The sequence below is a fragment of the Pseudomonas nitroreducens genome (assembly GCF_014204515.1).
GTDB lineage: Bacteria > Pseudomonadota > Gammaproteobacteria > Pseudomonadales > Pseudomonadaceae > Pseudomonas > Pseudomonas nitritireducens_A.
The window spans coordinates 48,404-73,032 of record NZ_JACHLI010000019.1; the positions used below are offsets into that span (position 1 = coordinate 48,404).

General features: G+C 65.9%; 27 protein-coding genes. 13 read left to right on the top strand and 14 right to left on the bottom strand.

The genetic code is table 11. The features are described from left to right. Nucleotides 1–31: 31 nt before the first annotated feature. Both HNP46_RS21730 and HNP46_RS21735 read right to left on the bottom strand, forming a co-directional pair. A complete protein-coding gene (locus tag HNP46_RS21730; RefSeq protein ID WP_184593066.1) occupies nt 32–1,213 on the bottom strand; it encodes a vWA domain-containing protein in 1,182 nt (393 codons plus the stop codon). 147 nt (nt 1,214–1,360) lie between these two features. Next, nucleotides 1,361–2,206, bottom strand: coding sequence for an AAA family ATPase (locus HNP46_RS21735; protein ID WP_151187902.1), 846 nt, complete (start codon nt 2,204–2,206; stop codon nt 1,361–1,363). A 230-nt stretch (nt 2,207–2,436) separates the two neighbouring features. Between HNP46_RS21735 and HNP46_RS21740 the strand changes: the two genes are divergently transcribed. From HNP46_RS21740 to HNP46_RS21760, 5 genes are all read left to right on the top strand, one after another. Further along, nucleotides 2,437–2,826 carry a hypothetical protein gene (locus HNP46_RS21740; protein ID WP_184593068.1) on the top strand — a complete coding sequence of 130 codons (390 nt, stop codon included), beginning with the start codon at nt 2,437–2,439 and terminating at the stop codon, nt 2,824–2,826. Between the two features lie 23 nt (nt 2,827–2,849). After that, entirely contained in the window at nt 2,850–3,050 is a 201-nt protein-coding gene (locus tag HNP46_RS21745) for a helix-turn-helix transcriptional regulator (RefSeq protein ID WP_184593070.1), read from the top strand. Nucleotides 3,051–3,159: 109 nt separating this feature from the next. After that, nucleotides 3,160–4,134, top strand: a complete 975-nt coding sequence (cysK, locus tag HNP46_RS21750; protein ID WP_184593071.1) for a cysteine synthase A — start codon at nt 3,160–3,162, stop codon at nt 4,132–4,134. Nucleotides 4,135–4,361: 227 nt separating this feature from the next. Then, nucleotides 4,362–5,450: a polyamine ABC transporter substrate-binding protein gene (locus HNP46_RS21755; RefSeq protein ID WP_184593240.1), complete on the top strand. Its 1,089-nt coding sequence runs from the start codon at nt 4,362–4,364 to the stop codon at nt 5,448–5,450. Between the two features lie 438 nt (nt 5,451–5,888). Further along, the gene (locus HNP46_RS21760) at nt 5,889–6,791 is read left to right on the top strand and encodes a DMT family transporter (RefSeq protein WP_184593073.1); all 903 of its coding nucleotides are present in this window, start codon (nt 5,889–5,891) and stop codon (nt 6,789–6,791) included. Nucleotides 6,792–6,962: 171 nt separating this feature from the next. Here HNP46_RS21760 and HNP46_RS21765 read toward each other — a convergent pair whose 3' ends face one another. Both HNP46_RS21765 and HNP46_RS21770 read right to left on the bottom strand, forming a co-directional pair. Next, nucleotides 6,963–7,868 carry a DMT family transporter gene (locus HNP46_RS21765; RefSeq protein ID WP_184593075.1) on the bottom strand — a complete coding sequence of 302 codons (906 nt, stop codon included), beginning with the start codon at nt 7,866–7,868 and terminating at the stop codon, nt 6,963–6,965. Between the two features lie 82 nt (nt 7,869–7,950). Then, nucleotides 7,951–8,451, bottom strand: a complete 501-nt coding sequence (locus HNP46_RS21770) for a GNAT family N-acetyltransferase (RefSeq protein ID WP_184593077.1) — start codon at nt 8,449–8,451, stop codon at nt 7,951–7,953. 139 nt (nt 8,452–8,590) lie between these two features. Between HNP46_RS21770 and aceK the strand changes: the two genes are divergently transcribed. Continuing rightward, entirely contained in the window at nt 8,591–10,327 is a 1,737-nt protein-coding gene (gene aceK, locus HNP46_RS21775) for a bifunctional isocitrate dehydrogenase kinase/phosphatase (protein ID WP_184593079.1), read from the top strand. 181 nt (nt 10,328–10,508) lie between these two features. Here the strand turns inward: aceK and HNP46_RS21780 are convergent, their stop codons facing one another. The 4 genes from HNP46_RS21780 to HNP46_RS21795 all read right to left on the bottom strand — a co-directional run bounded on the left by HNP46_RS21780 (nt 10,509) and on the right by HNP46_RS21795 (nt 12,883). Beyond that, on the bottom strand, nt 10,509–11,033 hold the full coding sequence (locus HNP46_RS21780; RefSeq protein ID WP_184593081.1) for a DUF2937 family protein: 525 nt from the start codon (nt 11,031–11,033) through the stop codon (nt 10,509–10,511). Between the two features lie 90 nt (nt 11,034–11,123). Further along, complete coding sequence (locus HNP46_RS21785) at nt 11,124–11,897, bottom strand: class II glutamine amidotransferase (RefSeq protein WP_184593084.1); 774 nt, start codon at nt 11,895–11,897, stop codon at nt 11,124–11,126. Nucleotides 11,898–11,900: 3 nt separating this feature from the next. Next, nucleotides 11,901–12,347 (bottom strand): HIT family protein, encoded by a 447-nt coding sequence (locus tag HNP46_RS21790; protein WP_184593086.1) that lies wholly within the window; start codon nt 12,345–12,347, stop codon nt 11,901–11,903. Between the two features lie 65 nt (nt 12,348–12,412). Continuing rightward, nucleotides 12,413–12,883: an MFS transporter gene (locus tag HNP46_RS21795; protein WP_184593088.1), complete on the bottom strand. Its 471-nt coding sequence runs from the start codon at nt 12,881–12,883 to the stop codon at nt 12,413–12,415. Between the two features lie 104 nt (nt 12,884–12,987). Here HNP46_RS21795 and HNP46_RS21800 point away from each other — a divergent pair, with 104 nt between their 5' ends. Both HNP46_RS21800 and HNP46_RS21805 read left to right on the top strand, forming a co-directional pair. Beyond that, entirely contained in the window at nt 12,988–15,048 is a 2,061-nt protein-coding gene (locus tag HNP46_RS21800; RefSeq protein ID WP_184593090.1) for a S9 family peptidase, read from the top strand. After that, a complete protein-coding gene (locus HNP46_RS21805) occupies nt 15,048–15,389 on the top strand; it encodes a CPCC family cysteine-rich protein (RefSeq protein WP_184593092.1) in 342 nt (113 codons plus the stop codon). The genes HNP46_RS21800 and HNP46_RS21805 overlap by 1 nt, the downstream gene beginning before the upstream one ends. Before the next feature lie 6 nt (nt 15,390–15,395). Here HNP46_RS21805 and HNP46_RS21810 read toward each other — a convergent pair whose 3' ends face one another. Together HNP46_RS21810 and HNP46_RS21815 are read right to left on the bottom strand one after the other, a co-directional pair. Further along, complete coding sequence (locus tag HNP46_RS21810) at nt 15,396–16,025, bottom strand: LysE family translocator (RefSeq protein WP_184593094.1); 630 nt, start codon at nt 16,023–16,025, stop codon at nt 15,396–15,398. A 71-nt stretch (nt 16,026–16,096) separates the two neighbouring features. Next, entirely contained in the window at nt 16,097–16,546 is a 450-nt protein-coding gene (locus tag HNP46_RS21815) for a YcgN family cysteine cluster protein (protein WP_184593096.1), read from the bottom strand. A 247-nt stretch (nt 16,547–16,793) separates the two neighbouring features. Between HNP46_RS21815 and HNP46_RS21820 the strand changes: the two genes are divergently transcribed. Beyond that, nucleotides 16,794–17,387, top strand: coding sequence for a nitroreductase family protein (locus tag HNP46_RS21820; protein ID WP_184593098.1), 594 nt, complete (start codon nt 16,794–16,796; stop codon nt 17,385–17,387). A gap of 136 nt (nt 17,388–17,523) precedes the next feature. Here the strand turns inward: HNP46_RS21820 and HNP46_RS21825 are convergent, their stop codons facing one another. From HNP46_RS21825 to rnd, 3 genes are all read right to left on the bottom strand, one after another. Then, nucleotides 17,524–18,456 (bottom strand): D-2-hydroxyacid dehydrogenase, encoded by a 933-nt coding sequence (locus HNP46_RS21825; protein ID WP_184593100.1) that lies wholly within the window; start codon nt 18,454–18,456, stop codon nt 17,524–17,526. A gap of 249 nt (nt 18,457–18,705) precedes the next feature. Then, on the bottom strand, nt 18,706–18,999 hold the full coding sequence (locus HNP46_RS21830; RefSeq protein WP_184593102.1) for a YcgL domain-containing protein: 294 nt from the start codon (nt 18,997–18,999) through the stop codon (nt 18,706–18,708). A gap of 8 nt (nt 19,000–19,007) precedes the next feature. After that, complete coding sequence (rnd, locus tag HNP46_RS21835; RefSeq protein ID WP_184593104.1) at nt 19,008–20,156, bottom strand: ribonuclease D; 1,149 nt, start codon at nt 20,154–20,156, stop codon at nt 19,008–19,010. Between the two features lie 133 nt (nt 20,157–20,289). Here rnd and HNP46_RS21840 point away from each other — a divergent pair, with 133 nt between their 5' ends. Beyond that, complete coding sequence (locus HNP46_RS21840) at nt 20,290–21,351, top strand: SMP-30/gluconolactonase/LRE family protein (protein ID WP_184593106.1); 1,062 nt, start codon at nt 20,290–20,292, stop codon at nt 21,349–21,351. A 4-nt stretch (nt 21,352–21,355) separates the two neighbouring features. On the opposite strand, the gene HNP46_RS21845 is transcribed toward HNP46_RS21840, so the two are convergent. Then, nucleotides 21,356–22,150: a lysophospholipid acyltransferase family protein gene (locus HNP46_RS21845; protein ID WP_184593108.1), complete on the bottom strand. Its 795-nt coding sequence runs from the start codon at nt 22,148–22,150 to the stop codon at nt 21,356–21,358. 80 nt (nt 22,151–22,230) lie between these two features. Between HNP46_RS21845 and HNP46_RS21850 the strand changes: the two genes are divergently transcribed. The 3 genes from HNP46_RS21850 (at nt 22,231) to HNP46_RS21860 (ending at nt 24,513) form a co-directional block, all read left to right on the top strand. Continuing rightward, nucleotides 22,231–23,085, top strand: a complete 855-nt coding sequence (locus HNP46_RS21850) for a sulfurtransferase (RefSeq protein WP_184593110.1) — start codon at nt 22,231–22,233, stop codon at nt 23,083–23,085. Between the two features lie 113 nt (nt 23,086–23,198). Continuing rightward, on the top strand, nt 23,199–23,852 hold the full coding sequence (locus tag HNP46_RS21855) for a tetratricopeptide repeat protein (RefSeq protein WP_184593112.1): 654 nt from the start codon (nt 23,199–23,201) through the stop codon (nt 23,850–23,852). Between the two features lie 181 nt (nt 23,853–24,033). Further along, on the top strand, nt 24,034–24,513 hold the full coding sequence (locus HNP46_RS21860; protein ID WP_184593114.1) for a hypothetical protein: 480 nt from the start codon (nt 24,034–24,036) through the stop codon (nt 24,511–24,513). The last annotated feature ends 116 nt before the right edge of the window (nt 24,514–24,629 follow it).

The window sequence follows — 24,629 nt, forward strand, 5'->3', positions numbered from 1 at the left end:
AGGTGCACCGTCCTGAGGCTCGCTGAGCAGATCAGCCGCGCGAGAGGAAGCGCATGCCCTCTTCCAGGCCGCTCAGGGTCAGCGGGAACATCTGCTCCTTCACCAGCTCACGCACCAGACCGGTGGAAGCGGTGTAGTTCCAGGTGTCCTTCGGGTAGGGGTTGATCCAGATGAGCTTCTTGTACTTCTCCATGAAGCGCTGCATCCAGACGTAGCCGGCTTCCTCGTTCCAGTGCTCGACGCTGCCGCCGGCCTGGGTGATCTCGTAGGGCGCCATGGCGGCGTCGCCGACGAACACCACCTTGTAGTCCGGGCCGTACTTGTGCAGCAGGTCGAAGGTGGAAGTGCGTTCGCTGCCCCGCCGCAGGTTGTTCTTCCACACCGATTCGTAGATGAAGTTGTGGAAGTAGAAGTACTCCAGGTGCTTGAACTCGGTCTTGCAGGCCGAGAACAGTTCCTCGCAGACCTTCACGTGGGCGTCCATGGAGCCGCCGATATCCAGCAGCAGCAGGAGCTTCACGGTGTTGCGGCGCTCGGGGCGCATCTGGATGTTGAGCAGGCCGGCATCCTTGGCGGTGTGGTCGATGGTGCCGTCGATGTCCAGCTCTTCCGCCGCGCCCTCACGGGCGAACTTGCGCAGGCGGCGCAGGGCGATCTTGATGTTGCGCGTGCCCAGCTCGACCTGATCGTCGAGGTTCTTGTACTCGCGCTGGTCCCACACCTTGGCGGCCTTGCCCTGGCGCTTGCCGGCATCGCCGACGCGGATGCCCTCGGGGTTGAAGCCGCCGGAGCCGAACGGGCTGGTGCCGCCGGTGCCGATCCACTTGTTGCCGCCGGCGTGGCGCTCCTTCTGCTCCTCGAGGCGTTTCTTGAACTCTTCGATGAGCTTGTCCAGGCCGCCCAGGGACTGGATCTGCGCGCGCTCCTCGTCGGTCAGCAGGCGCTCGAATTCCTTGCGCAGCCACTCTTCGGGGATCAGCGCCTTGAGGTGGTCGTCGAGCTTTTCCAGGCCCTTGAAGTAGGCGCCGAAGGCCCGGTCGAACTTATCGAAATGGCGCTCGTCCTTCACCATGATGGTGCGGGCGAGGTAGTAGAACTCGTCCATGTCGGCGAACACGACGCGGTGCTTGAGCGCATCGATCAGGTCGAGCAGCTCGCGCACCGACACCGGCACCTTGGCCGCGCGCATTTCGTTGAACAGGTTGAGCAGCATGGATATGCCCTCGGAAATCGCAGGTAACGGTTCCCTCTCCCTTCATGGGGGGGACGCCTAGTCAGAGGGTTAGGGAGAGGGCAAGCTCGGCACGGGGCCATGCCCCTCTCCCCGGCCCTCTCCCTGAAGGGAGAGGGAGTAAGAGCCTCAGCGACTAGCGCGGCGGCTCATGAAGGCAAGGCGCTCAAGCAACTGCACATCCTGCTCGTTCTTCACCAGCGCACCGGCCAGCGGCGGGATGGCCTTGGTCGGGTCGCGCTCGCGCAGCACGGCTTCGCCGATGTTGTCGGCCATCAGCAGCTTCAGCCAGTCCACCAGTTCGGAGGTGGAGGGCTTCTTCTTCAGGCCCGGTACCTTGCGCACGTCGAAGAAGATGTCCAGCGCCTCGCTGACCAGCGTGCCGCTGATCTTCGGGTAGTGCACGTCGACGATCTTCTGCAGGGTCTCGCGGTCGGGGAAGGCGATGTAGTGGAAGAAGCAGCGGCGCAGGAAGGCGTCCGGCAGTTCCTTCTCGTTGTTCGAGGTGATGATGATGATCGGGCGCTGCTTGGCCTTGATGGTCTCGTTGGTCTCGTAAACGTAGAACTCCATCTTGTCGAGTTCCTGCAACAGGTCGTTGGGGAACTCGATGTCGGCCTTGTCGATCTCGTCGATCAGCAGGATCACGCGCTCTTCGGCCTCGAAGGCCTCCCAGAGCTTGCCCTTCTTGATGTAGTTGCGCACGTCGTGGACCTTGTCCACGCCCAGCTGCGAGTCGCGCAGGCGGCTGACCGCGTCGTACTCGTAGAGGCCCTGGTGAGCCTTGGTGGTGGACTTGATGTGCCAGGTGATCAGCTTGGCGCCGAAGGACTCCGCCAGCTGCTCGGCGAGCATGGTCTTGCCGGTGCCCGGCTCACCTTTCACCAGCAGCGGGCGCTGCAGGGTGATGGCGGCGTTGACCGCCAGCTTGAGGTCGTCGGTGGCGACGTAGGACTGGGTACCTTCGAACTTCATCGGTGAATCCTCGAACGATGCGGGCCGGGCGCTCTGCCGGGCCGGGCGAATGGTCGGACAAGCTGCGACTATACCGCGCACCCGCGGCGAGTGTGAACGCAGACGCGGCATTCAGTCATTGAATGGCGGGTCAGGGGATGACTGATCGCAAATAGCCTTCCTATGACAAGTTTACTTTACATCGGCGAAATCCCGATGTTAAGTTCGCTTTACATCACAAGGAGATCGCGATGAATCCCGCCCTGCGCCGCTACACCCTGTCCTGTGCCGCCCTGATGTTCATCTATTCGCTGCTGGTGGCGCTGATCAGCTGGGGCCTGGACCTGCAGAAGCTGCCTTATGCCCTGCGCGTCCTGGCCGCCGCCTCTCCGGCACTGCCGCTGCTGGCGATGCTCTATGTGTTCGACCGCTACCTGCGCAGCGAGCCGGACGAATTCCTGCGTTTCCTGCTGTCCCGCGCCGCCATGCTGGCCGGCGGCGTGGTGGTCGGGCTGTTCAGCGCCTGGGGCTTCCTGGAGCAGTACGCGGCCTGGCCGCGCTTCCCGGTGATCCTCGCCTTCCCGCTGTTCTGGGCCGCCTACGGCATTGCCGTGGTGCTGCTGCGCCGGCGCTTCGCCTGAGCGATCTGACCTGAGGAATCGTCATGCACAATCGTCTCAAGGCATTGCGCGCCGAACGCGGCTGGAGCCAGGCGGACCTGGCCCTGCAGCTGCAGGTTTCGCGGCAGAGCGTGATCGCCATCGAGAGTGGCAAATTCGATCCCAGCCTGCCGCTGGCTTTTCGTATAGCGCGGGTTTTCGGCCTGCCCATCGAGGCCATCTTCAGCGACGCGCCAGCGGACTGAGCCGGGGCCGCCGACTGGACGCCAACGCCCGCCGGGCATAGGCTGCTGGGTCTGCACAGCGCTGAAACTACAGATCCGAAACTCCAGCTCCGAATCCAAGGAACGCATCATGAGCCGCATATTCGCCGACAACGCGCAGTCCATCGGCAACACGCCGCTGGTCCAGATCAACCGCATCGCCCCGCGCGGCGTCACCATCCTGGCCAAGATCGAAGGGCGCAACCCCGGCTACTCGGTGAAGTGCCGGATCGGCGCCAACATGATCTGGGATGCCGAGTCCGCCGGCCGCCTGAAGTCGGGCATGACCCTCGTCGAGCCGACCTCCGGCAACACCGGCATCGGCCTGGCCTTCGTCGCCGCTGCCCGTGGCTACAAGCTGATCCTCACCATGCCCTCCTCCATGAGCCTGGAACGCCGCAAGGTGCTCAAGGCGCTGGGCGCCGAGATCGTCCTGACCGAACCGGCCAAGGGCATGAAGGGCGCCATCGCCAAGGCCGAGGAAATCCTCGCCAGCGACCCGGCCAAATACTTCATGCCGGCGCAGTTCGACAACCCGGCCAACCCGGCGATCCACGAGAAGACCACCGGCCCGGAAATCTGGAACGACACCGACGGCGCAGTGGACGTGCTGGTGGCCGGCGTCGGCACCGGCGGCACCATCACCGGCGTGTCGCGCTACATCAAGAACACCCGGGGCAAGCCGATCCTGTCCGTTGCCGTGGAACCGGTCAGCTCGCCGGTGATCAGCCAGACCCTGGCCGGCGAAGAGGTCAAGCCCAGCCCGCACAAGATCCAGGGCATCGGCGCCGGCTTCGTGCCGAAGAACCTCGACCTGTCGCTGGTCGACCGCGTCGCCCTCATCGCCGACGAGGACGCGAAGAACATGGCCCTGCGCCTGATGCAGGAAGAAGGCATCCTCTGCGGCATCTCCAGCGGCGCCGCCATGGCCGCCGCAGTGAAGCTCGCCGAAGAGCCGAACATGCAGGGCAAGACCATCGTCGTGGTGCTGCCGGACTCGGGCGAGCGCTACCTCTCCACCATGCTCTTCGACGGTCTGTTCGAGGACCAGGAACTGGTCCAGTAAGCTCTATTCCGCCCCTTCGCGGGCGGATTCCTACCTGTCGTTCCGACTCGGTGCGGCCCAGGTCACGTGCGTGGCACAGGCGCTGTCTGCGGACCCGCAGGCAGCCATGGCCCCTCGCCATGTTCCGGCAAAATGGTTAATTCTTGCCCAGCCCCGCGACATCGCGTCGCCCATCTCTTGGGGATGGCCGGGCTTTCCGCACCGTTGTCAGGAACACAAGAATGAAAATGTCCGCCCCGTTGCTCTCCACCCTTGCACTCTCGCTCTCCGTTGCCGCCGGCGCCGCCCAGGCCGATAACGTCAAGATCTACAACTGGTCCGACTACATCGCCCCGGACACCGTGCCGACCTTCACCAAGGAAACCGGCATCCAGGCGACCTACGACGTCTACGACAGCAACGAGACCCTCGATGGCAAGCTGATGACCGGCAAATCCGGTTACGACATCGTGGTGCCGTCGAACCACTTCATGGCCAAGCAGATCCAGGCCGGCGCGCTGAAGAAGCTGGACAAGAGCCAGCTGCCGAACTGGAAGAACCTCAACCCGGTGCTGATGAAGGCGCTGGAAGTGAACGACCCGGGCAACGAGCACGGCTTCCCCTACCTGTGGGGCACCACCGGCATCGGCTACAACCCGGCGAAGATCAAGGAAGTGCTGGGCGACAACGCGCCGATCGATTCCTGGGACATCTTCTTCAAGCCCGAGTACATGGAGAAGCTGGCCAAGTGTGGCGTCGCGGTGCTGGACAACGGCCCGGAACTGCTGCCGATCACCCTGAACTACCTGGGCCTGCCGCATCACAGCCAGAAGCTGGATGACTACAAGAAGGCCGAGGAAGCGCTGCTGAAAGTGCGCCCGTACATCCGCTACTTCCACTCCTCCAAGTACGTCAGCGACCTGGCCAACGGCGAGATCTGCGTGGCCGTCGGCTTCTCCGGCGACATCCTGCAGGCCGCTACCCGCGCCAAGGAAGCCAAGAACGGCGTGGAAATCCAGTACTCCACCCCGAAGGAAGGCTCGCCGCTGTGGTTCGACATGGTCGCCATGCCCAACGACGCGCCGGATGAGAAAGCCGCCTACGCCTTCATGAACTACCTGCTGCGCCCCGAAGTGATGGCCGGCGTGAGCAACTACGTGCACTACGCCAACGGCAACCTGGCTGCCGATCCGCTGGTGGACAAGGCGATCAAGGCGGACCCTGCGATCTACCCGCCGCAGGACAAGATGGCCAAGCTGTTCGCCCTCGAATCCATGCCGATGAAGATCGACCGCGTGCGCACCCGCACCTGGAACACCATCAAGACCGGCAAGTAAGCACCACCCTTGCCTGACAACGCGCGGCCCCGGCCGCGCGTTGTCGTTTCTGTCGCAGGAATCGTACTTTGCCGCGCGACTCGCGCAGGGCTCGCCAGGGGCGATCCACGCCGCTATAGTCTCCCCACGCAGCGCAATCGCTGCCCCACTGAATAGGTTCGCCTTCCATGTCCCGATACCCATTGCCCGATCCGGCAATCAACGTTGCAGCCTCCCCGGCTTGCGGCGCGGGTGCGGGCGCGGCCTGCCCTCCCCCTCCTGTCGTCGCCGTCGCGTCGCCTCCGCCTCCCGGTGCGGCCTACCCGCCACCCGGCGTGAGCCTCTGACGCCACCCGCGTTTTCCATCGCCTGGATTTGCCCGCCTCACTGACGCGGCTCCCGGTATGTGTCCGGCCTTTTCCTGGCCGGTCGTGATCTGCCTGACGACAGGTGCATTGCATGATTTCGTTCAACCGCTCGTCCCTGGCCACCCTGGCCAGCACTTCCCTGTTCGTGCTGCTGTGGAGCAGCGCCGCCATCATCAGCAAATGGGGCCTGGCCCAAGCTTCGCCGATGGTGTTCCTGATCGCCCGCTTCGGCACCGCGCTGGTGGCGCTGCTGATCCTCTCGCCGCTGATCGGCCTGCGCTGGCCGCGTGAGCGCCAGCAGATACGCCACGCCGTGCTCACCGGCCTGGTGATGCTGGGCATCTACCCGATCTTCTACCTGATGGCGCTGGACCTGCACGTCACCCCCGGCGTGATAGCCACGGTGCTGGGCGTGCAGCCGATGCTCACCAGCTTCCTGCTCGAACGCCGACATTCGGCGCCGCGCCTGGGTGGTCTCGCGCTGGGGCTGATCGGGCTGGTGATGGTGGTTTATCAGAGCATAGGGCTGTCGGGGCTGACCTTCGCCGGCCTAGCCTGCTGCCTGCTGGCGCTGCTGTCGATCACCGGCGGCTCGATCCTGCAGAAGAACATCCGCGAGAACCCGCTGGGCACCCTGCCCCTGCAGTACATCGCCGGGCTCATCCTGTGCATCGGCGTGGCGCCGTTCCAGCCGCTGCACGTGGAGTGGAATGCCGCGTTCATCGTCAGCGCACTGTGGATGGGCCTGATGGTCTCGGTACTGGCCACCGTGCTGCTCTACCGGATGATCGCGGCGGGCAACCTGGTCAATGTCACCAGCCTGTTCTACCTGGTGCCGGCGGTCACGGCGCTGATGGATTACGCGGTGTTCGGCAACCGCCTGTCCGCCCTCGGCCTGCTGGGGATGGGGCTGATCGTGGTGGGGTTGATGCTGGTATTTCGCAAAGCGGCGCCGGTGCGTGAGGCTGACGCGGGGCGGGTTGTGGATAACTGATAGTCCTCCGCGCGCTCAGGCCCTCACCCCAGCCCTCTCCCAGAGGGAGAGGGAGCCGTTCGGAGTCTGAGCAAAATTCGGTGCTTGCCGGCTGCTCAGGGCAGTCCCCTCTCCCTCTGGGAGAGGGTTAGGGTGAGGGGAACCCGTCGGCACGCACTGCCAGGAAACACCTCACCCCGCCGCCTCCACCTTCGGCTGCGGCGCCGGCCGCAGTACCAGCCACAGCGCCAGGGCAATCAGCACGCCACCCTGCAAGTGTGCCCAGGACAGCGATTCGTCCAGCAGCAGCACGCCCCAGAACACCCCGAACGGCGGAATCAGGAAGGTCACCGTCATGGTCTTCAGCGGGCCGATGCTGGCCAGCAGGCGGAAGTACAGGACATAGGCGAAGGACGTACAGAGAAAGCCCAGCCCGGCCAGCGCCAGCAGGATCTTCGGTTCGGCCAGCGGCGCCAGCGGCATGTCCAGGCTGGTGCCGAGGAAGAACGGCAGCAGGCAGAGGGTCGCGCCGGCCTGGCTGCCCAGGGCCGAGACGGCGAAATCCAGCCCGCCCTGGTCGTTGATCCAGCGCTTGGTGAAATAGCCGGCGAAGCCGTAGCAGGTGGTCGCCACCAGGCAGGCGGCGGCGCCCCAGAGCACCGGGGCATCGAAGGGTACCGGGCCGGCGCGGGTCAGCACCGCGACGCCCGCCAGCCCCAGCAGTACGCCCAGAGCCTTGCCGCCGGTGAGCGCCTCACCGAAGAACAGCGAGCCGATCAGCACGCCCATCAGCGGCGTGGTGGCGTTGAAGATCGCCGAATACCCGGCCGGCAGGAACTGCGCCGCCAGGCTGTACATCAGCACCGGGATGCCCGAGGCGATCACGCCGATCAGCAGCAGGCGTACCAGCTTGCCGCGAAAGTCCCAGCGCGTGCGCATCGCCAGCATGATCAGCACCAGCCCGATGGCGGAAAGGAACACCCGGAAGAACGCCGTCGGCATCACCCCGATGGCCGGCACCAGTTGCCGCATGAAAAGAAAACTGGCGCCCCAGATGGCAGCCAGACCGAACATGTTGAGCAGAGCGGCAGGGTTCATCGCAAAGGGCTCCAGGGCAGGAAAGCCACCAGCCTACGCCGGTGGTGAAGAGCATCCATCCACAGCTGACTTTCAAAGTCCATCAGCGATTCCGGCGCAGCCGCGCCATGCTCAGCACGTCGGCGTAAACACCGTCGCGCAGGGCGAACTCGCGTAGCGTGCCCTCCACCTCGAAGCCGAACTTGCGGTACAGCGCAATCGCCGGTGCATTGTCGGTATAGACGGTCAGCTCGACGCGGCGCAGACCCATCCAGTTGTCGGCCACCTCCAGCAGCTCGGCCAGCAGCCGCGTCCCGATTCCGCGCCCCTGCCAGGCCACGGCGACGCCCATGCCGATGCTGCCGCAATGGCCGCGGCGCACGCGGGGAAACTGTTCGAGGCTGGCGCTGCCGATCACCTGGTCCTGGTGCAGCGCCATCAGGGTGATACGGCGCTCGTCGTCGAGCACCAGCCGCTTGCGCCACAACTCCGGCGCCTGATGTGGCATCTGCAGTACCTGACGAGCGACAGCGGGGTCGTTGTAGAGGGCGGCGAGGCCATTGATGTGCTGCTCCGTGCAGCGTTCGATGCGGATTTCATCCATCGTGTCGGCTCCTTGCCGAATAGACCGGGTCGGCCAGCATACGGCATGTCGGCGCGCTGCCGAGGGTCGGAATTCTCCCTTTCCCTCCCCGCCCCCCATGGCTAAGCTCGCTGCACCAGACCCCAGCAGAGGCGCTCCCATGGCTCAGCACTGGCCGGCGACCGAGATCGCAACCCTGATCCTCGAAGGCTTCGACGACTACCGCGCGCGGTTCCATCAGATCACCGCGGGCGCCCCGGCGCGCTTCGAGCAGGCGCTCTGGCAGGACGCCCAGCGCGCCTCGGCCGAGCGCATCGAGTTGTACGAGGAGATGGTCGCCGAGACCGTCCAGCGCCTGCGCCAGAGCATGGCCGACATCGACCTGGTGGACGTGGAGCGCTGGCCAGTCGCCAAGAGCGCCTACATCACCCTGATCGACCCGCGCGCCGACGACGAGCTGGCGGAAACCTGGTTCAACTCGATCTTCTGCGGGCTGTTCAGCCACGACAACATAAGCGACGGCACGATGTTCGTGCACACCACCCGTCCCGCGCTGCGCGCCCACTCGCGCGACCCGCACACGCGCCTCTACCGGCCCGGCGGCAAGCTGCGCGAGGCGCTGGAAAACATCTTCGACGACTACCGCTTCGCGGTGGACTACGACGACCGCGAGCGCGACCTGGAACGCATGGACCACCTGCTGCACGCCAACCTGCCGGACTGGGTGTGCAAGGACCCGCTGCTGACCATCGAACTGATCGGCTCGGTGTTCTACCGCAACAAGGGCGCCTACCTGGTGGGCCGGCTGTTCACCCCGGACGAGCAGTGGCCGCTGGTGTTCCCGCTGGTGCACCACGAGGGCCGCGGCATCCAGTTCGACACGGTGATCACCGACGAGGCGGAAGTCTCGATCATCTTCTCCTTCACCCGCTCCTACTTCATGGTCGACGCCCCGGTGCCGGCGGAGATGGTCGCCTTCCTCAAGCGCCTGCTGCCGGGCAAGCACATCGCCGAGCTGTACACCTCCATCGGCTTCTACAAGCAGGGCAAGAGCGAGTTCTACCGCGCGCTGATCAACCACCTGGCGAGCACCGACGACCGCTTCGTCATGGCCCCCGGCGTACGCGGCATGGTCATGAGCGTGTTCACCCTGCCGGGCTTCAACACCGTGTTCAAGATCATCAAGGACAACTTCAACCCGGCCAAGACCGTCGACCACGCCACGGTGATCCAGAAGTACCAGTTGGTGAAGAACCACGACCGCGTCGGGCGCCTGGCCGACACCCAGCAATTTGCCGACTTCCGTTTCCCGGTGAGCAAGTTCGACCCGGACTGCCTGGCCGAACTACTGGACGTCGCGCCGTCCACCGTGGTGCTGGAAGGCGACATCGTGCTGATCCGCCACTGCTGGACCGAGCGCCGCATGACCCCGCTGAACCTCTACCTGGAACACGCCACCGAGGCCCAGGTCCATGAAGCACTGTACGACTACGGCCTGGCCATCAAGCAGCTGGCGGCGGCGAACATCTTCCCCGGCGACATGCTGCTGAAAAACTTCGGCGTCACCCGCCATGGCCGCGTGGTGTTCTACGACTACGACGAAATCTGCTACCTCACCGAGGTGCACTTCCGCCACATCCCGCCGGCGCGCTACGAGGAGGACGAGATGTCCTCCGAGCCCTGGTATTCGGTGGGGCCGATGGACGTGTTCCCGGAGGAATTCCCGCGTTTTCTTTTCGTCGACCTGAAGCTGCGCCGGCAATTCGCCAAACTGCACGGCAACCTGTTCGACGCCGATTACTGGAAAGGCCTGCAGGAGCAGATCCGCGCGGGCAAGGTGATCGACGTATTCCCGTATCGCCGGCACGAATCGCCGGAGGAAGCGCTGGCGCGCTGAGCCGTACTTCGGAGTAGGGCGCATAACCCGGAACGGGTTATGCGTCGCATACCCACGGCGGATAACGCTGGCGCGTTATGCGCCCTACGGGGCTACAGACCGACTCCGCTGCCAGCAGGTGCGTAGGAGCGGACTCCGTCCGCGATCAGCGCGCCACCGCGCCGTGCGGAAAGGATACCGGTCAGTTCCAGTGCCGCCGCGAAGCCCGCCGGTTATCCCCCAGCCCCACCAGCGCCGCCACCGACGCCATCAGCACCTCGGCGATCCACGCCAGCACCAGCCCACCGGCCAGCGCCCAGCCAATGGCCTCGGGCTCCAGCACCACCTGATATCGGTAGTTCGCGTAGGTTTCCTGCAACAGCTCGTGATTGGGCGCCGTCACCATGTGCAGCGCGCGCTGGTACCAGTTGCCCTGCAGCGCCTGCCATTCGTTCTCGAACAGCTGCGCACGGCGCATCAGCCGTTCGATGTTGTCGGCATCGCGCTGGAACACCGGGTCCGGGCTACCCCGGTAGTGCGCCACCAGGGCACCCAGGTCGCCCTGAAAGAACTGCCCGGAAGTGTCCTTGAAGCCCTGCAGCGCCTGGGTAGCTTCGATGCGGTGGGCATCGACGCGTTGCGCGTAGTCCTTGATGAAGCCCGGAATCTGCACCGCGACCAACAGCCCCAGTGCAAACAACACCATGCGTACGTAGCTGCGCAGCATGCTTTCCCCCTTTGATTCTTATGATGTGCAAGGCGCCATGGGATTTTCCCGTTTGCCACGCCGGCGTGCCGGGAATGCTTCACGTCCCGTTCAGATGCGGCCCTGGGTAACGATCTCGCCGCGCCACCAGAGCATCCATTCGCCGCTCTGCATCAGGGTCCAGTTCTCGTTGTCGGTCAGCGGCTCGGTGGCGATCACCGTGACCACGTCGTTGGGCGTGGTTTCGGACTGGAAGTCCACCGTCACGTCGGCATCGCGCAGACGCGCCGGGCCGAACGGTGCGCGGCGGGTGATCCAGGCCAGCTTGGTGCTGCAGAAGGTGAACAGCCAGTCGCCATCGCTGAGCAGGCAGTTGAACACGCCTTTCTCGCGGTACGAGGCGCAGGCGGTGACCAGCGTCGGCAGCAGGACTTCCACCGGCACCGGCTCGGGGAAGGCGCGGCGCACGCGGTTGAGCAGGTCGCAGAAAGCCGCTTCGCTGTCGGTGTCGCCCACCGCGCGATACAGCCCAGGCTCGGGATGGAAGTCGGCCAGCTGGCCGTTGTGGGCGAAGGTCCAGTAACGCCCGCCCATCTCGCGCACGAACGGGTGGGTGTTGGACAGGCAGACCTTGCCGACGTTGGCCTGGCGGATGTGGCCGATCACCGCCTCGCTCTTGATCGGGTAGCGCTGTACCAGCCGTGCGACTTCCGAGTCGACGCTGGCGGACGGGTCCTGGAACAGCCGCACGCCACGCCCTTCATAGAAGGCGATGCCCCAGCCGTCGCGGTGCGGGCCGGTGCCGCCGCCGCGCTGCATCAGCCCGGTGAAGCTGAAGACGATGTCCGTCGGGACGTTGGCGCTCATGCCGAGCAACTCGCACATGAATCAGTTCTCCTCCATCAGAGCTTCGCGCAGCTGGTGCAGCTCGCGATCCAGGCGATTCTGCAGCCTTTTCCGCCCCAGCGGCAGGAACCGCGTGAACGCCCGCAGCACCAGGGCCGGCAGGTCGTTCAGCTCGCGCGGGATAAGGTGCAGGTGAAAATGGGCGACATGCTGGTTGGCCGCCGGGCCATCGTTGACCAGCAGGTTGATGCCGACGCGGCCATAGCCCGCGCGACGCAGGACACGCTCCATGCGTTCGGCCAGCGGAATCAGGTCCTGTTGCGCGGCTTCCGAGAGCTGGTGCAGGAATTCGGCATGCTCACGAGCCACCAGCAACAGGTGCGCCGGGCGCAGCGGGTAGATGTCCAGCAGCACGATGAAATGATCGTCTTCGTAGAGGGTACGGGCCGGCACGCGACCGGCCGCGATGGCGCAGAACACGCAGTCCATGGCAACTCCTGAAGAAGTCTTTCAGTTCATGCTGGACGCGTGCGGGTCAGGACGCAAGGCGCGTGCTACAGGCGCGGCTCGATTCGCGCGCGGTTATCGTGCCGCTCGCTCGGGTGGGAGTTGACGCCCTCGACCAGTTCGGGCTGCATCAGTTGGCGCAGGGTCGGCTCGTCGTCGGCGGCCTTCTCCTGGCGACGCTTCTTCAGCGAGCGCTCCAGCGGCCAGCGGATCAGCACGAACAGCAGGTACAGGCCGAAGGCGGCGAGCAGCACCAGGGCCAGGTCGGAGACCGCGCGCCAGGCGTTGTTGCCGACCTTGAACACCACGTCCAGCGCGGTGATGGCGATGGCCGGGGCGTACAGGTTGTTCGCCGGGTCCACCGGGGTCGGGGTGAACAGCAGGACGACGACGATCACCCGCAGGGGCTCGCGCAGCCAGCGCCACATCCAGCCGGTCATCAGGAACCAGACCAGGGTCAGGCCCAGGCCGGCGCCGATATAGGCGCCCCAGGCGAGCATGTAATCGTGTTCGTTCATGCGCGTGCGTACGTGCGGTGTCGACAGAGGGGTGCGTATGATAGCCGCTTTTCCCCATGGGTGCGCAGCCGGGCGTCATCCATGCCGCCACACGAGGATTCGCCATGACCGACCGCCAGCCCCCCATCGCCCGTCGCGAGGCCGCCGCCGATCCCTATGCCTGGCTGGAGAACCGCGACGCCGAGGATGTCCTCGACTATCTGAAAGCAGAAAATGCCTACCTGGAAGATCAGCTTCTTCCTCAGAAGAAACTGCAGGAAACCCTGTTCCAGGAGATCAAGAGCCGCATCCGCGAGACCGACCTGTCGCTGCCCACGCCCTGGGGTCCGTGGCTCTACTACCAGCGCACTACCGCCGGCGACGAATATGCCCGCCACTACCGTGCGCCGCGTCCTGCGGACGGTTCGCTGAGCGTCGATGAACGGGCCGAGGAACTGCTGCTGGACCCGAACGCCCTGGCCGGCGACGGCTTCCTGTCGGTCGGCGCCTTCAGCATCAGCCCGGATCATTCGAAACTGGCCTACAGCCTGGATACCAGCGGCGACGAGATCTACACCCTTTACGTGAAGGACCTGGCCGACGGCAGTATCGCCACCCTGCCCTTCGAGGATTGCGATGGCAGCATGACCTGGGCCAACGACAACCGCACGCTGTTCTTCGGCGAGCTGGACGACACCCATCGCCCGCACAAGCTCTACCGCCATCGCCTGGGCGAGGCCAACGCCCAGCTGGTATTCGAGGAACCCGACGGCCGCTTCTTCCTGCACTGCTACCGTGCCAGCTCCGAGCGCCAGCTGGTGCTGCTGCTGGGCAGCAAGACCACCAGCGAAGCCTGGGTGCTGGACGCCAGCACGCCGGAGGGCGAGTTCGTCTGCCTGGCCCCCCGCGAGGAAGGCCACGAGTACTACCCGGACCACGGCCGTCTGCACGACCAGTGGACCTGGCTGATCCGCAGCAACCAGGCCGGCATCAACTACGCCCTGTACCAAGCCAGCGAAGCGCAGCCCACCCGCACCCACTGGCACGAACTGGTGGCGCACCGCGATGACGTGATGCTCGAAGGCCTGACCCTGAGCGCCAGCGCCTTGACCCTGAGCCTGCGCGAAGGCGGCCTGCCGATCGTCGAGGTGCACCCGCACGGCCAGCCGGCGCACCGCGTCGACCTGCCGGATGCCGCCTACAACCTTTATGTGCAGGACAGCCTGGAGTTCGACAGCACCGTGATCCGCCTGCGCTACGAGGCCCTCAACCGCCCGGCGCAGGTTCGCCAGCTGGACCTGGCCAGCGGTGAGCAGAAGGTGCTCAAGGAAACTCCGGTAGAAGGCCCGTTCGACGCCGACGCTTACGAAAGCCGCCGCCTCTGGGCCGATGCCGGCGACGGCGTGCAGGTGCCGATCAGCCTGGTCGGCCGCCGCGAGATGCTGGAAAGCATCGCCCGTGGCGAGCCCGCACCGCTCTATCTCTATGGTTATGGCGCCTACGGCGAGAGCCTCGACCCGTGGTTCTCCCACGCGCGCCTGAGCCTGCTGGAGCGCGGCTTCGTCTTCGCCATCGCCCACGTGCGCGGCGGCGGCGAGCTGGGCGAAGCCTGGTACCGCGCCGGCAAGCTTGCGCACAAGCAGAACACCTTCAGCGACTTCATCGCCTGCGCCGAACACTTGCTGGCCCAGGGTTACAGCACCCCAGCCCAGCTCGCTATCAGCGGCGGCAGCGCTGGTGGGCTGCTGATCGGCGCGGTGCTCAACCAGCGCCCGCAGCTGTTCGCCGCGGCCATCGCCGAGGTGCCTTTCGTCGACGTGCTCAACAGCATGCTCAACCCCGACCTGCCGCTGACCGTCACCGAGTACGACGAGTGGGGCAACCCGCAGGAGCCGGAGGTCTACGAACGCATCCGCGCCTACGCGCCCTACGAGAATGTCAGCGCCCAGGACTACCCTGCCCTGCTGGTAGTCGCCGGCTACAACGACAGCCGCGTGCAGTACTGGGAAGCGGCCAAGTGGGTGGCCAAGCTGCGTGTCAGCAAGACCGACGAGCACCTGCTGCTGCTCAAGACCGACCTGGGCGCCGGCCACGGCGGCATGAGCGGCCGCTACCAGGGCCTGAAGGACGTGGCGCTGGAATACGCCTTCCTGTTCAAGGTGCTGGGCATCGAAGGCCACGCCTGATGCTCTATACCTGCCCCTGCTGCGGCTACTTCAGTTTCGGCGACCCGCCGGGGTCGTACGAAATCTGCGAGATCTGCTTCTGGGAGGACGATCACCTGCAACTCTGCTTCCCCGACGCGCGCGGCGGCGCCAATGCGGTGAGCCTGATCGAGGCGCAGGTCAACTTCGTGCAATGGGGCGCCTGCGAACGGCGCTTCCGCCCCCAGGTGCGCCCGCCGACCATCGAGGATGAGAAGGACGAGCGCTGGTTCCCGCTGTGGCAGAAGCGCGTGGAGCTGCCGGACGACGAAGCGCCGCTGAGCGGCGAGGAAGCCTGTTACTGGCTACGTGCGCCGGCCTGATGCGGATCAGCGCCGGCTGCTGACCGCCAGGCCTACGCCCATGGCGACGATCAATCCGCCCGAAGCGGTCTGCTGCCAGCGCCGCCAGCTCGGGTTGCTGCCCACGCAGTTGCCGACGCGCCCGGCGACCACCGACACCACGGCGTTCACCAGGCAGCCGCCGAGGTTGAACAGCAGGCCGAGGCAGAGTATCTGCAGCACGAAGTTCGGGCTGCCGGCCGGCACGAACTGCGGCAGGAAGGCCAGGAAGAACAGCGCCACCTTGGGGTTGAACACGTTGACCATCATGCCTTGCAGGAACACCCGGCTCAGCCGGGCGGGCTCGAGCTCGGTGCGTTTCTGTTCGCGCCAGGCGCCACGGATCAGCTGTACGCCGAGCCAGATCAGGTAGAGCGCGCCCAGCCACTTGAGCACGCCGAAGGCCACGCTGGACATCATCAGCAGCGCCGACAGGCCGAATGCCGCGGCCAGCATATGCACCACGCAGCCAGCGCCGATCCCCAGGGTCGACATCAGGCCGGCCGCCGTACCCTGGGCGGCCGAACGCGAGGCCACGTAGAGCATGTCCGGGCCGGGCGTGAGGTTGAGTGCGAGGGTGGCGATGAAGAACAGGCTGAGGCTTTCGAGACTGGGCATGGCGCGACTCCGGGGCGAAGACGCGCAGCATGCCATGGCCTGCGCCGCTAGAGGAAACCGCGGCGCAAGGATCAGCCGGCGCGGAAGATCAGGTGCTCTTCCCAGTCGTCCTCGGCCACCGAGTTCTCGCTGAGCATGCGCCCCGATTGCGAGATGCGCTCGTGGTGCACGGCGTCCGGGTCGCCGCAGACCAGGTGGTGCCACAGCGGCAGGTCCTTGCCCTCGGCCACCAGGCGGTAGCCGCAGGTCGGCGGCAGCCACTGGAACTCGTCAGCCTGGGCCGGGGTGAGCTGGATGCAGTCGGGCACGCTGGCGCGGCGGTTGGCGTAGTCGGTGCAGCGGCAGGTCTTCAGGTCCAGCAGCTTGCAGGCGATGCGCGTGTAGTAGACGGCGCCGTCATCCTCGTCTTCGAGCTTCTGCAGGCAGCACAGGCCACAGCCGTCGCACAGCGACTCCCACTCCTGCTGGTCGAGTTGCTCGAGGGTCTTGCGTTTCCAGAAGGGCTCTACTTTGGCGGCCATTTTTTGATCAGGGGCTATTTCACGGGGCGCAAAGTCTAAGCCCCGCGAGCAGCAAGGCCAAGTGCAGGCGACCATTGACCGCGCGGCGCTTGCCAGAGCGGGCCGCGCTGGTTAGTTTGACCGACCCATGGGCCCGGTCCGCTTGCTTTCCACCAGAGCCGCGAGACACGCCAGACGCCCGATCCCACCGCGATGCCCGGCCGACCACGGCACCATCGGCAGATTCCACGCCCTTCAAGGAGCCACCATGAGCGCCAATCCGCGCGTTTCCGAGCACCCCATCGACCCGCAGTTCATCAATCGCTGGTCGCCTCGCGCCTTCAACGGCGAAGCCATTCCCCAGGAGACCCTGCTGAGCTTCATCGAGGCCGCGCGCTGGGCGCCGTCCTCGTTCAACTCGCAGCCCTGGCGCTTCCTCTTCGCCCTGCGCGACACGCCGAACTGGCAGCGCTACCTGAACCTGCTGGGCGAATTCAACCGTGGCTGGGCGCAACACGCCTCGGCGCTGGTCGTCGTGCTGTCGAAAACCACTTTCGCCCCGCCCGGCTCCAGCGAAGAGAAACCGGCCCTGTGGCACAGCTTCGACACCGGCTCGGCCTGGGGCTTCCTCGCCCTGCAGGCGAGCCTCGCCGGCTGGCACACCCACGGCATGGCCGGCTTCGACCGCGAACTGGCGCGCAGCGAGCTGAAGGTCCCGGCGGATCACGAGATCCACGCGGTGATCGCCATCGGCAAGCTGGGCGACAAGTCGATCCTCGCCGAAAGCCTGCAGGCCCGCGAAGTACCCAACGCCCGCCGGCCGCTGGCGGAGATCGTTGCCGAGGGTGATTTCTCGCTCTGAGAAGCTTTGTTGTAGGAGCGGACTCCGTCCGCGATAGGCCCCCATCGCGGCGGAAACCATCGCGGACGGAGTCCGCTCCTACGAATAGCGCCCATGAAAAAGGCCCCTTAAGGGGCCTTTTTCATGGGGGAAGCGGTCAGTACCCGCGGGAGAAATCCACTTCGCCGCGCATCGCCTGCCCCGCCCAGAAGCGCGTGAGGTTGTCGCGGAACAGGTCGATCAGCAGGCTCGGCAGCGTCGGCGCCGCGGTGTGCCCGGTCAACAGCAGGCGCGGCGTGTGCCAGAACGGGTGGGAAACCGGCAGCGGCTCCTGGCGGCAGACATCGATCACCGCGCCGGCCAGCTGGTTGGCTTCCAGCGCCGCAACCAGGTCTTCGTCCACCACCGAAGTGCCGCGCCCGGCGTTGAGGAACAGCGCGGTGGGCTTCATCCGCTGGAACAGCGCGAGGTCGTAGACATCGCGGGTTTCCGGGGTGTCCGGCAACAGGTTGATCACGTAGTCGGCGGTTTCCGCCAGGCGCGGCAGGTCTTCCATGCCACCCATGCGGCCGAAGGGCACCAGTGCGCGCGGGTTCTTCGCCACGCCGACCAGCTCCACGCCGAACGGCGCCAGCATGTGCGCCACCGCCTGGCCGATCTCGCCGGTGCCGACGATGAGGATCTGCCGGCCACTCAGGCTGCCCGGCACGCGGTCGTCCCACTGTACGCCGACCTGGCTGGCCAGGCGGCCGAGGAACTGCCGTTCGTGGGCGAGCATGTAGGTGAGCAGGTACTCGGTCATGACCTGACCGAAGATGCCGACAGCACGGGTCAGGGCGTAGTCCTTGGGCAGGTCGTCGGCCAGCAGCGGAGTGATGCCCGCCCAGCTCGACTGGATCCACACCGGGTGCACGCCCTGGCGCAGCAACTGCGCAGCCAGGTTCGGCTCGCCGAGCCATACCGGGCATTCCGCCGCGGCTTCCACCAGCTTGCCCGGGTCGTTGCCGGAGATCACCGTCAATCGGGGTTCGGCCGCCATCAGCAGGGCGGCGTAGAGGGCGTGTTCGCGATCGAGTACGAGCAGGCGCATGGTCAGGCCTTTCGCTTGGATCGGTGGAGCATTTCCGGCTGGCGCATCTGCACTCGCTTCAAGGGAGCTTCCCTGGGGAAATCGTCGTCAGTTCTTGGGAAGTCAGGCGGCTATAGACACAGCCAGAGACCAAGCGTTCCGCTCCGTTGAACCCTGTTTCTGAGCGCATAATGCGCTCAAGCCGCGAACTTGCACAGTGCCAGCACTGGGCAGATACGCGGCTTGAGTGGCGTGACGAGGCGGTCGCGATCAGACCGGGTCGTTGCGGCGCAGCAGTTCCTCGGGCAGGTGCTCGATGTATTCCTCTTCCGCCGGCGGCATCTGCAGGTGGAAACCTTGTTTCTCGATGTTTTCCAGCACCACGTTGATGTCTTCGCGGGCCAGCTGGCGCTCCGGGCTCAGGACCAGGTCGAAGGTGTGCTTCGGCGCGCCGAACGCGGCGAGCAGCGCCTCGGGCACGCGGCTCAGGGCTTCGCGCTTGTCGACGTAGAGGTACATCTCGTTCTTGCGCGGACTCTTGTAGATGGAGCAGATACGTTTCATGGCGAGGGCTATTCCGCGTTGTTCGGGGTGGAGGCGGCGAGGTCGTCGAGCAGGGCCTGGCCCATCAGTTCGCGGCGCCAGCCTTGCAGTGAATCGGGCAACTGGTAGGGGCCGTTCGGCCAGCCGGTCTTGAGCAGGGCTTCGAGGATCTTCTTGCGCAGCATCAGCTCGGGCGCCATCTCCAGGCGCTCGGCTTCCCGCTGGCCGATTTCACGCAGCCGCTTCAGCACCGGGGTGATTTCACGCGGCAGGGGTTCGGGCAGGGTCTGCGGGCGATCGGCTTCCGGCAGTTTCGCCGCATGGGCGATCAGCGCGATCAGCGTGTCGCCATCCTGGCGCACGGTGCGCGGGTGCATGTCGTCGATGCGCGCCAGGGCGACCTTGTCGCTGGGCTGGAAGCGCGCCAGGGGCCACAGGGTGTGCTCGCGCAGCACGTGGTTGCGCGGCTTGTTGCGCAGCCGCGCCTGTTCCTCGCGCCAGACGCACAGTTCGCGCAGCACGGCCAGTTGCTGGGGGTTGAGCTTCCAGGCCAGCTTGATGTCGAGGTAGGCCTCCTGGGGGTCGCTGACCCGGCTCTGGTTGTTCGCCAGGTCCGCGCCGTCGGCCAGCAGCCATTGCAGCTTCTCGTCGCTCAGGCGCGGCGCCAGCTTCACGTAGACCTCGGCCAGGTGCAGCACGTCCTCGGCGGCGTAGCGCACCTGCATGTCGGTCAGCGGGCGCTGCAACCAGTCGGAGCGGGTCTCGTCCTTGGGCAGGTCGAGGCCGAGGATTTCCAGCACCAGCCTGGAATAGCCCATGGAATGCGGCATGCCCAGGTAGGCGGCGGCCAGCTGGGTGTCGAACAGCGGCTGCGGCAGACTGCCGGTCAGGCGCTGGAAGACTTCCAGGTCCTCGCCACAGGCATGGAACACCTTGACCACCAGCGGCGATTCCAGCACGGCGGCGAACGGCGACCAGTCGCGGATCAGCAGCGGGTCGATCAGCCATACGCCGCTGCCGTCGCCCACCTGAATCAGCCCGGCTGCCGGGTAGAAGGTATCGACACGCATGAACTCGGTATCGAGCGCGAGGTACGGCAGTTCTTTCCAGTCCTGGCACTGGCGCTCCAGGGTGGCATCGTCGCGAATCCACTGAATGTCGAGGACGGTCACGAACATCTCCTTCGTTTCGGTGCGCGCAGTATATAGAGATGCAGGATGTGCGAGCATTCCGCTCGGCTATCGGTGTGTGACGAGCCGCTGGCAACCTCTACGCTTTGCCCCGCCCACCACAACAATAAGGCCGTTCTTCATGAAGAAACTCTTCGGCTTGGTCGTCCTGCTGGTCGCCGCCCTCGCGGTTTACCTGGCGCTCACGCCCAGCCCCATCGACCCGCTGGCCTGGACGCCGCCCAAGGCGCCGCCGATGACCGGCGTGATGGAACCCAATGACACGCTGATGAAGGCCGAACTGCTGGCCCAGGGCCAGATCGTCGGCCCCGAGGACACCGCCGTGGACAGTCAGGGCCGGGTCTTCGCCGGTCTGGATGACGGACGCATCGTGCGCATCGGCGCCGACGGCAAGGCCGAAACTTTCGTTGAAACCGGCGGCCGCCCGCTGGGCCTGGCCTTCGACAAGGCCGGCAAGCTGATCGTCGCCGATGCCTGGAAGGGCCTGCTGGAGGTCGATCCGCAGGGCAGTATCCGCGTGCTGACCGATTCGGCCGACGGCGTACCGTTCGGCTTCACCGACGACCTGGACATCGCCAGCGACGGGCGCATCTATTTCAGCGACGCTTCCAGCCGCTTCCACCAGCCCGACTACATTCTCGACCTGCTCGAAGCCCGCCCCCACGGTCGCCTGCTGCGCTACGACCCGGCCAGCGGCAAGACCGAGACACTGCTCAAGGACCTGTACTTCGCCAACGGCGTAGCGCTGTCTCAGCACGAGGACTTCGTGCTGGTCAACGAGACCTACCGCTACCGCATCACCCGCTACTGGCTCAAGGGCGAGAAGGCCGGGCAACACGAGGTGTTCATCGACAACCTGCCGGGCCTGCCGGACAACCTCGCCAGTGATCGCAGCGGCACCTTCTGGGTCGCCCTGCCCTCGCCGCGCAAGGCCGACGCCGACCTGATCCAGCAACTGCCCTGGCTGAAAAGCCAGCTCACCAAGCTGCCGCGCGCCGTGCTGCCCAAGCCGGTGCCCTACGGCCTGGTGATCCAGGTGAACGAGAAAGGCGAGATCGTGCGCAGCCTGCACGACACCAGCGGCCAGCATCTGCGCATGGTGACCTCGGCCAAGCCGGTGAACGGTGTGCTTTACCTGGGCAGCCTGGAGAACGACCGCATCGGGCGGCTGCAACTCCACTGACGCCTCAGGCCGGCGCCTGTTCCTTCGGGGCAGGTGCCGGTGCGGGCGCGGCGGAGGGCTCCAGCAACTCCAGCATGCGCTCGCGCACCTCACCCATCAGCGCGTCGATGCCGAGTTCGGTGAACTGGGTGGAATCGATCGGCGCGCCGACGTGCACTTCCACCGGCATGCCCAGGTTCAGCTTCAGGCCGCCGGCCGGCAGCAGTTGCTGGATGCCGCGGATCGCCACCGGAACGATGATCGCATCGGTCTGCTGCGCCAGGCGGAAGCAGCCCTTCTTGAACGGCTGCAGCTTGCCATCCTTGGAGCGCGTGCCCTCGGGCGCGGCCCACAGCACGATGCCGCTCTCCATCATTTCCCGCGCCTTGGCCAGGTCGGCCATGGCCTGGTGGCGGTTGTGCCGGTCGATGGAGGGGAACTCCGCCGCGCGCATGGCCGCCCCCCACACCGGCACGGCGAACAGCTCGCGCTTGGCGAGCATGCGGATCGAGCCGGGCAGGGTCACGAAGATCGCCGGGATGTCATAGAAGCTGGAATGGGTGCAGAGGATCATGTAGCGGCGACCGTCGCCGAAGTCCGGCACCTCGCCGTGGCGGCTCATGCGGGCGCCGGTGAGGCGCAGCAGGCTGCCGGACCAGTCGCGGGTGAAACCGTCGACCCGGGCGCGGCGCAGCCGGCCGATGGCGCCCAGCGCCAGCACCCGGACGCTGTAGCCCAGGGTGATCAGAACGGTCGCCAGCCCCACCAGGGCGACGCGCAACGGGCCGGCCTTGCGCGGCGCCGATTGCTGGTTGTGCATGTTCGCCAACTCCCCACCAACTTTTCATCGTACAAGCCTTATGATGCGTTTCGGCCCCGTCACGACACAGGAAAGCGCCCATGACCCACGCCCGCCTGCTCACCGCCGAGCAACTGGCCGCCCGCCTCGATGACCCGAAACTGGTCCTGCTCGACTGCCGCTTCGCTCTCGAAGACCCGGCCTACGGTCTGCGCAGCTATCAGGAAAACCATATCCCCGGCGCCCAGCATGCCGACCTCGACAAGGACCTGTCCGCGCCCGTCGTGGCGGGCGTCACCGGCCGCCACCCGCTGCCCGACCCGCATGAGCTGCAGGAGCGCCTGCGCGCCTGGGGCGTGGATGCCGACAGCGACGTGGTGCTCTACGACGACGGCCCCGGGGCTTTCGCCGCACGCGCCTGGTGGCTGCTGCTGTGGCTGGGCAAGAGCGAGGGCGTCTACCTGCTCGATGGCGGTCTGGGCGCCTGGCGCAACGCCGGCCTGCGCCTGACCACCGCCGAAGCCGCGGAGCGCCGGGGCGATTTCAGCGGTATGCCGGACAACAGCCTGCTGATCAGCGCCGACGAACTGGCCGCCCAGCTGAATGACGTCAGCCTGCCGCTGATCGATGCCCGCGGCCTGCCGCGCTTCCGCGGCGAGGTCGAGCCGATCGACCCGGTGGCCGGGCACATCCCCGGTGCGCAGTGCGCCGCCTTCACCGACAACCTGGGCAACGACGGCCGCTTCCTGCGTCCCGAGCACCTGCACCAGCGCTTCGCCGCCCTGCTGCGCGGCCGCCCCGCGGAAGAACTGGTGGCCTATTGCGGTTCCGGCGTCACCGCCTGCCACAACCTGTTCGCCCTGAGCCTCGCCGGCTATCCGCTGGGCCGCCTGTACGCCGGCTCGTGGAGCGAATGGATCACCGACACCCGGCGCCCGGTGGCCAGGGGCGACTGAAACCTGGCCTACGGCAAATCCGGAAGACCCGTCACACAAAGTGCTTGCGCCGCCATGGATAGCAAGGCGGGCATGCGTCAGACTCATGCCCGTTTTTTCAAAGGAGTGAAATCATGTCCCTGCGTCTACGTCCCACCCTGTTCGCCAGCGCCCTGCTCTGCCTGTGCGCGGCCCTGCCGGCCCAGGCCGCCTCCCTGGAAGCCACCCCCTGCGACATCAGCGACCAGTGGTCGGACCTCTACGGCGACGACCTGATCCAGGCGGCCAAGGCCGGCCATGCCTCCGCCCAGTACAGCCTGGGCCTGGAGTACGACGCCGGCAGCGACGAGTACGAACAGGACTACGAGAAGGCCGCCTACTGGTACCGCAAGGCCGCCGAACAGGGCCACGCCTGCGCCCAGTACAACCTGGGCAACGCCTACGACAACGGCGATGGCGTGGAGAAGGACCCCAGGAAAGCGGTGTTCTGGTACCAGAAGGCCGTCGACCAGGGCGACAAGGATGCCCAGTACAACCTCGCGATCATGTACGAGAACGGCACGGGCGTGACCCGCAGCTACAAGACGGCCTTCGCGCTCTACCTCAAGTCCGCCGAACAGGGTGATGTCGACGCGGAGTTCGAAGTGGCCGAGAGCTATGCCAAGGGCCGCGGCGTGGCGAAGAACCCGGCCCAGGCGCGCATCTGGTACCAGAAGGCCGCCGACCAGGGGCACGAAGAGGCCGAGGAGAAGCTTTCAGCCATGCCGGAGTTAGCCCCGAGCATCTAATCGCCGGAAGGAATATCAAGCCGATCAGCGCCGACGAAACAATTTAAAAACAGTCCTTTACATCATCTTCATCGCACTACACTTCAAGTCGAGCGGCTAAGTCCGCTTCCGGCGGGGCCGAGGATAATCACAGAAGCTGCCAAGTCGCCCAGCCCCGCCGGTCATTGATGACGAGGATGTCATGGGAATCGCCGCGAACGACCTGTGTCAGTACGTGATCCGCCCCACCCTGCTGTACCTGGGGCGTCACAGTGTCGCGGCCGAATCGCTGCTGCTGGGGGCAGCAGCCTGTCAGTCGGCGCTGGGGAGCGCCCTGGATGACAGCCATGGCCATGGGCTGTACCGCATCGGTGAACAGCGGCACCAGACGCTCTGGGATGGATTCCTGGCGCTGGACCCGGAGCTGGCCAGCCGCGTTCGAGGGCTGGCCAGCCAACACGCGTTTCTCGACGCCCCGCACCTGGAACTCACGGTCAACCTGCGCTACAGCACAGCCATCGCCTGGATGATGGTCGAGGCCGAGCGACTGCCTGCGCCGCTGGCGGAAGATCCCATGGAACTGGCGCGGGTCTGGCGCCGGGTTTTCCATCCCCACGGACGCCTGCATGACTTCGTCGACGCATGGCATAGCTACGTCGGCAATCTCAGACAAGTCGCCTAGAAATTGCCCACGACCTGTGCATGACCGATCAGTCAGAAAAATTTTACATACAGCGACGAACGGCAACCATGCCGATGGAACGTTCGTTTGAGCTTCAAGGCCCAAGGTAGAGCCTT

What these genes read in the sequence shown, in the direction of transcription:
- HNP46_RS21730 (WP_184593066.1), bottom strand. Translation starts at nt 1,213, where the DNA reads ATGCTGCTCAACCTGTTCAACGAAATGCGCGCGGCCAAGGTGCCGGTG.
- HNP46_RS21735 (WP_151187902.1), bottom strand. Translation starts at nt 2,206, where the DNA reads ATGAAGTTCGAAGGTACCCAGTCCTACGTCGCCACCGACGACCTCAAG.
- HNP46_RS21740 (WP_184593068.1), top strand. Translation starts at nt 2,437, where the DNA reads ATGAATCCCGCCCTGCGCCGCTACACCCTGTCCTGTGCCGCCCTGATG.
- HNP46_RS21745 (WP_184593070.1), top strand. Translation starts at nt 2,850, where the DNA reads ATGCACAATCGTCTCAAGGCATTGCGCGCCGAACGCGGCTGGAGCCAG.
- cysK (WP_184593071.1), top strand. Translation starts at nt 3,160, where the DNA reads ATGAGCCGCATATTCGCCGACAACGCGCAGTCCATCGGCAACACGCCG.
- HNP46_RS21755 (WP_184593240.1), top strand. Translation starts at nt 4,362, where the DNA reads ATGTCCGCCCCGTTGCTCTCCACCCTTGCACTCTCGCTCTCCGTTGCC.
- HNP46_RS21760 (WP_184593073.1), top strand. Translation starts at nt 5,889, where the DNA reads ATGATTTCGTTCAACCGCTCGTCCCTGGCCACCCTGGCCAGCACTTCC.
- HNP46_RS21765 (WP_184593075.1), bottom strand. Translation starts at nt 7,868, where the DNA reads ATGAACCCTGCCGCTCTGCTCAACATGTTCGGTCTGGCTGCCATCTGG.
- HNP46_RS21770 (WP_184593077.1), bottom strand. Translation starts at nt 8,451, where the DNA reads ATGGATGAAATCCGCATCGAACGCTGCACGGAGCAGCACATCAATGGC.
- aceK (WP_184593079.1), top strand. Translation starts at nt 8,591, where the DNA reads ATGGCTCAGCACTGGCCGGCGACCGAGATCGCAACCCTGATCCTCGAA.
- HNP46_RS21780 (WP_184593081.1), bottom strand. Translation starts at nt 11,033, where the DNA reads ATGCTGCGCAGCTACGTACGCATGGTGTTGTTTGCACTGGGGCTGTTG.
- HNP46_RS21785 (WP_184593084.1), bottom strand. Translation starts at nt 11,897, where the DNA reads ATGTGCGAGTTGCTCGGCATGAGCGCCAACGTCCCGACGGACATCGTC.
- HNP46_RS21790 (WP_184593086.1), bottom strand. Translation starts at nt 12,347, where the DNA reads ATGGACTGCGTGTTCTGCGCCATCGCGGCCGGTCGCGTGCCGGCCCGT.
- HNP46_RS21795 (WP_184593088.1), bottom strand. Translation starts at nt 12,883, where the DNA reads ATGAACGAACACGATTACATGCTCGCCTGGGGCGCCTATATCGGCGCC.
- HNP46_RS21800 (WP_184593090.1), top strand. Translation starts at nt 12,988, where the DNA reads ATGACCGACCGCCAGCCCCCCATCGCCCGTCGCGAGGCCGCCGCCGAT.
- HNP46_RS21805 (WP_184593092.1), top strand. Translation starts at nt 15,048, where the DNA reads ATGCTCTATACCTGCCCCTGCTGCGGCTACTTCAGTTTCGGCGACCCG.
- HNP46_RS21810 (WP_184593094.1), bottom strand. Translation starts at nt 16,025, where the DNA reads ATGCCCAGTCTCGAAAGCCTCAGCCTGTTCTTCATCGCCACCCTCGCA.
- HNP46_RS21815 (WP_184593096.1), bottom strand. Translation starts at nt 16,546, where the DNA reads ATGGCCGCCAAAGTAGAGCCCTTCTGGAAACGCAAGACCCTCGAGCAA.
- HNP46_RS21820 (WP_184593098.1), top strand. Translation starts at nt 16,794, where the DNA reads ATGAGCGCCAATCCGCGCGTTTCCGAGCACCCCATCGACCCGCAGTTC.
- HNP46_RS21825 (WP_184593100.1), bottom strand. Translation starts at nt 18,456, where the DNA reads ATGCGCCTGCTCGTACTCGATCGCGAACACGCCCTCTACGCCGCCCTG.
- HNP46_RS21830 (WP_184593102.1), bottom strand. Translation starts at nt 18,999, where the DNA reads ATGAAACGTATCTGCTCCATCTACAAGAGTCCGCGCAAGAACGAGATG.
- rnd (WP_184593104.1), bottom strand. Translation starts at nt 20,156, where the DNA reads ATGTTCGTGACCGTCCTCGACATTCAGTGGATTCGCGACGATGCCACC.
- HNP46_RS21840 (WP_184593106.1), top strand. Translation starts at nt 20,290, where the DNA reads ATGAAGAAACTCTTCGGCTTGGTCGTCCTGCTGGTCGCCGCCCTCGCG.
- HNP46_RS21845 (WP_184593108.1), bottom strand. Translation starts at nt 22,150, where the DNA reads ATGCACAACCAGCAATCGGCGCCGCGCAAGGCCGGCCCGTTGCGCGTC.
- HNP46_RS21850 (WP_184593110.1), top strand. Translation starts at nt 22,231, where the DNA reads ATGACCCACGCCCGCCTGCTCACCGCCGAGCAACTGGCCGCCCGCCTC.
- HNP46_RS21855 (WP_184593112.1), top strand. Translation starts at nt 23,199, where the DNA reads ATGTCCCTGCGTCTACGTCCCACCCTGTTCGCCAGCGCCCTGCTCTGC.
- HNP46_RS21860 (WP_184593114.1), top strand. Translation starts at nt 24,034, where the DNA reads ATGGGAATCGCCGCGAACGACCTGTGTCAGTACGTGATCCGCCCCACC.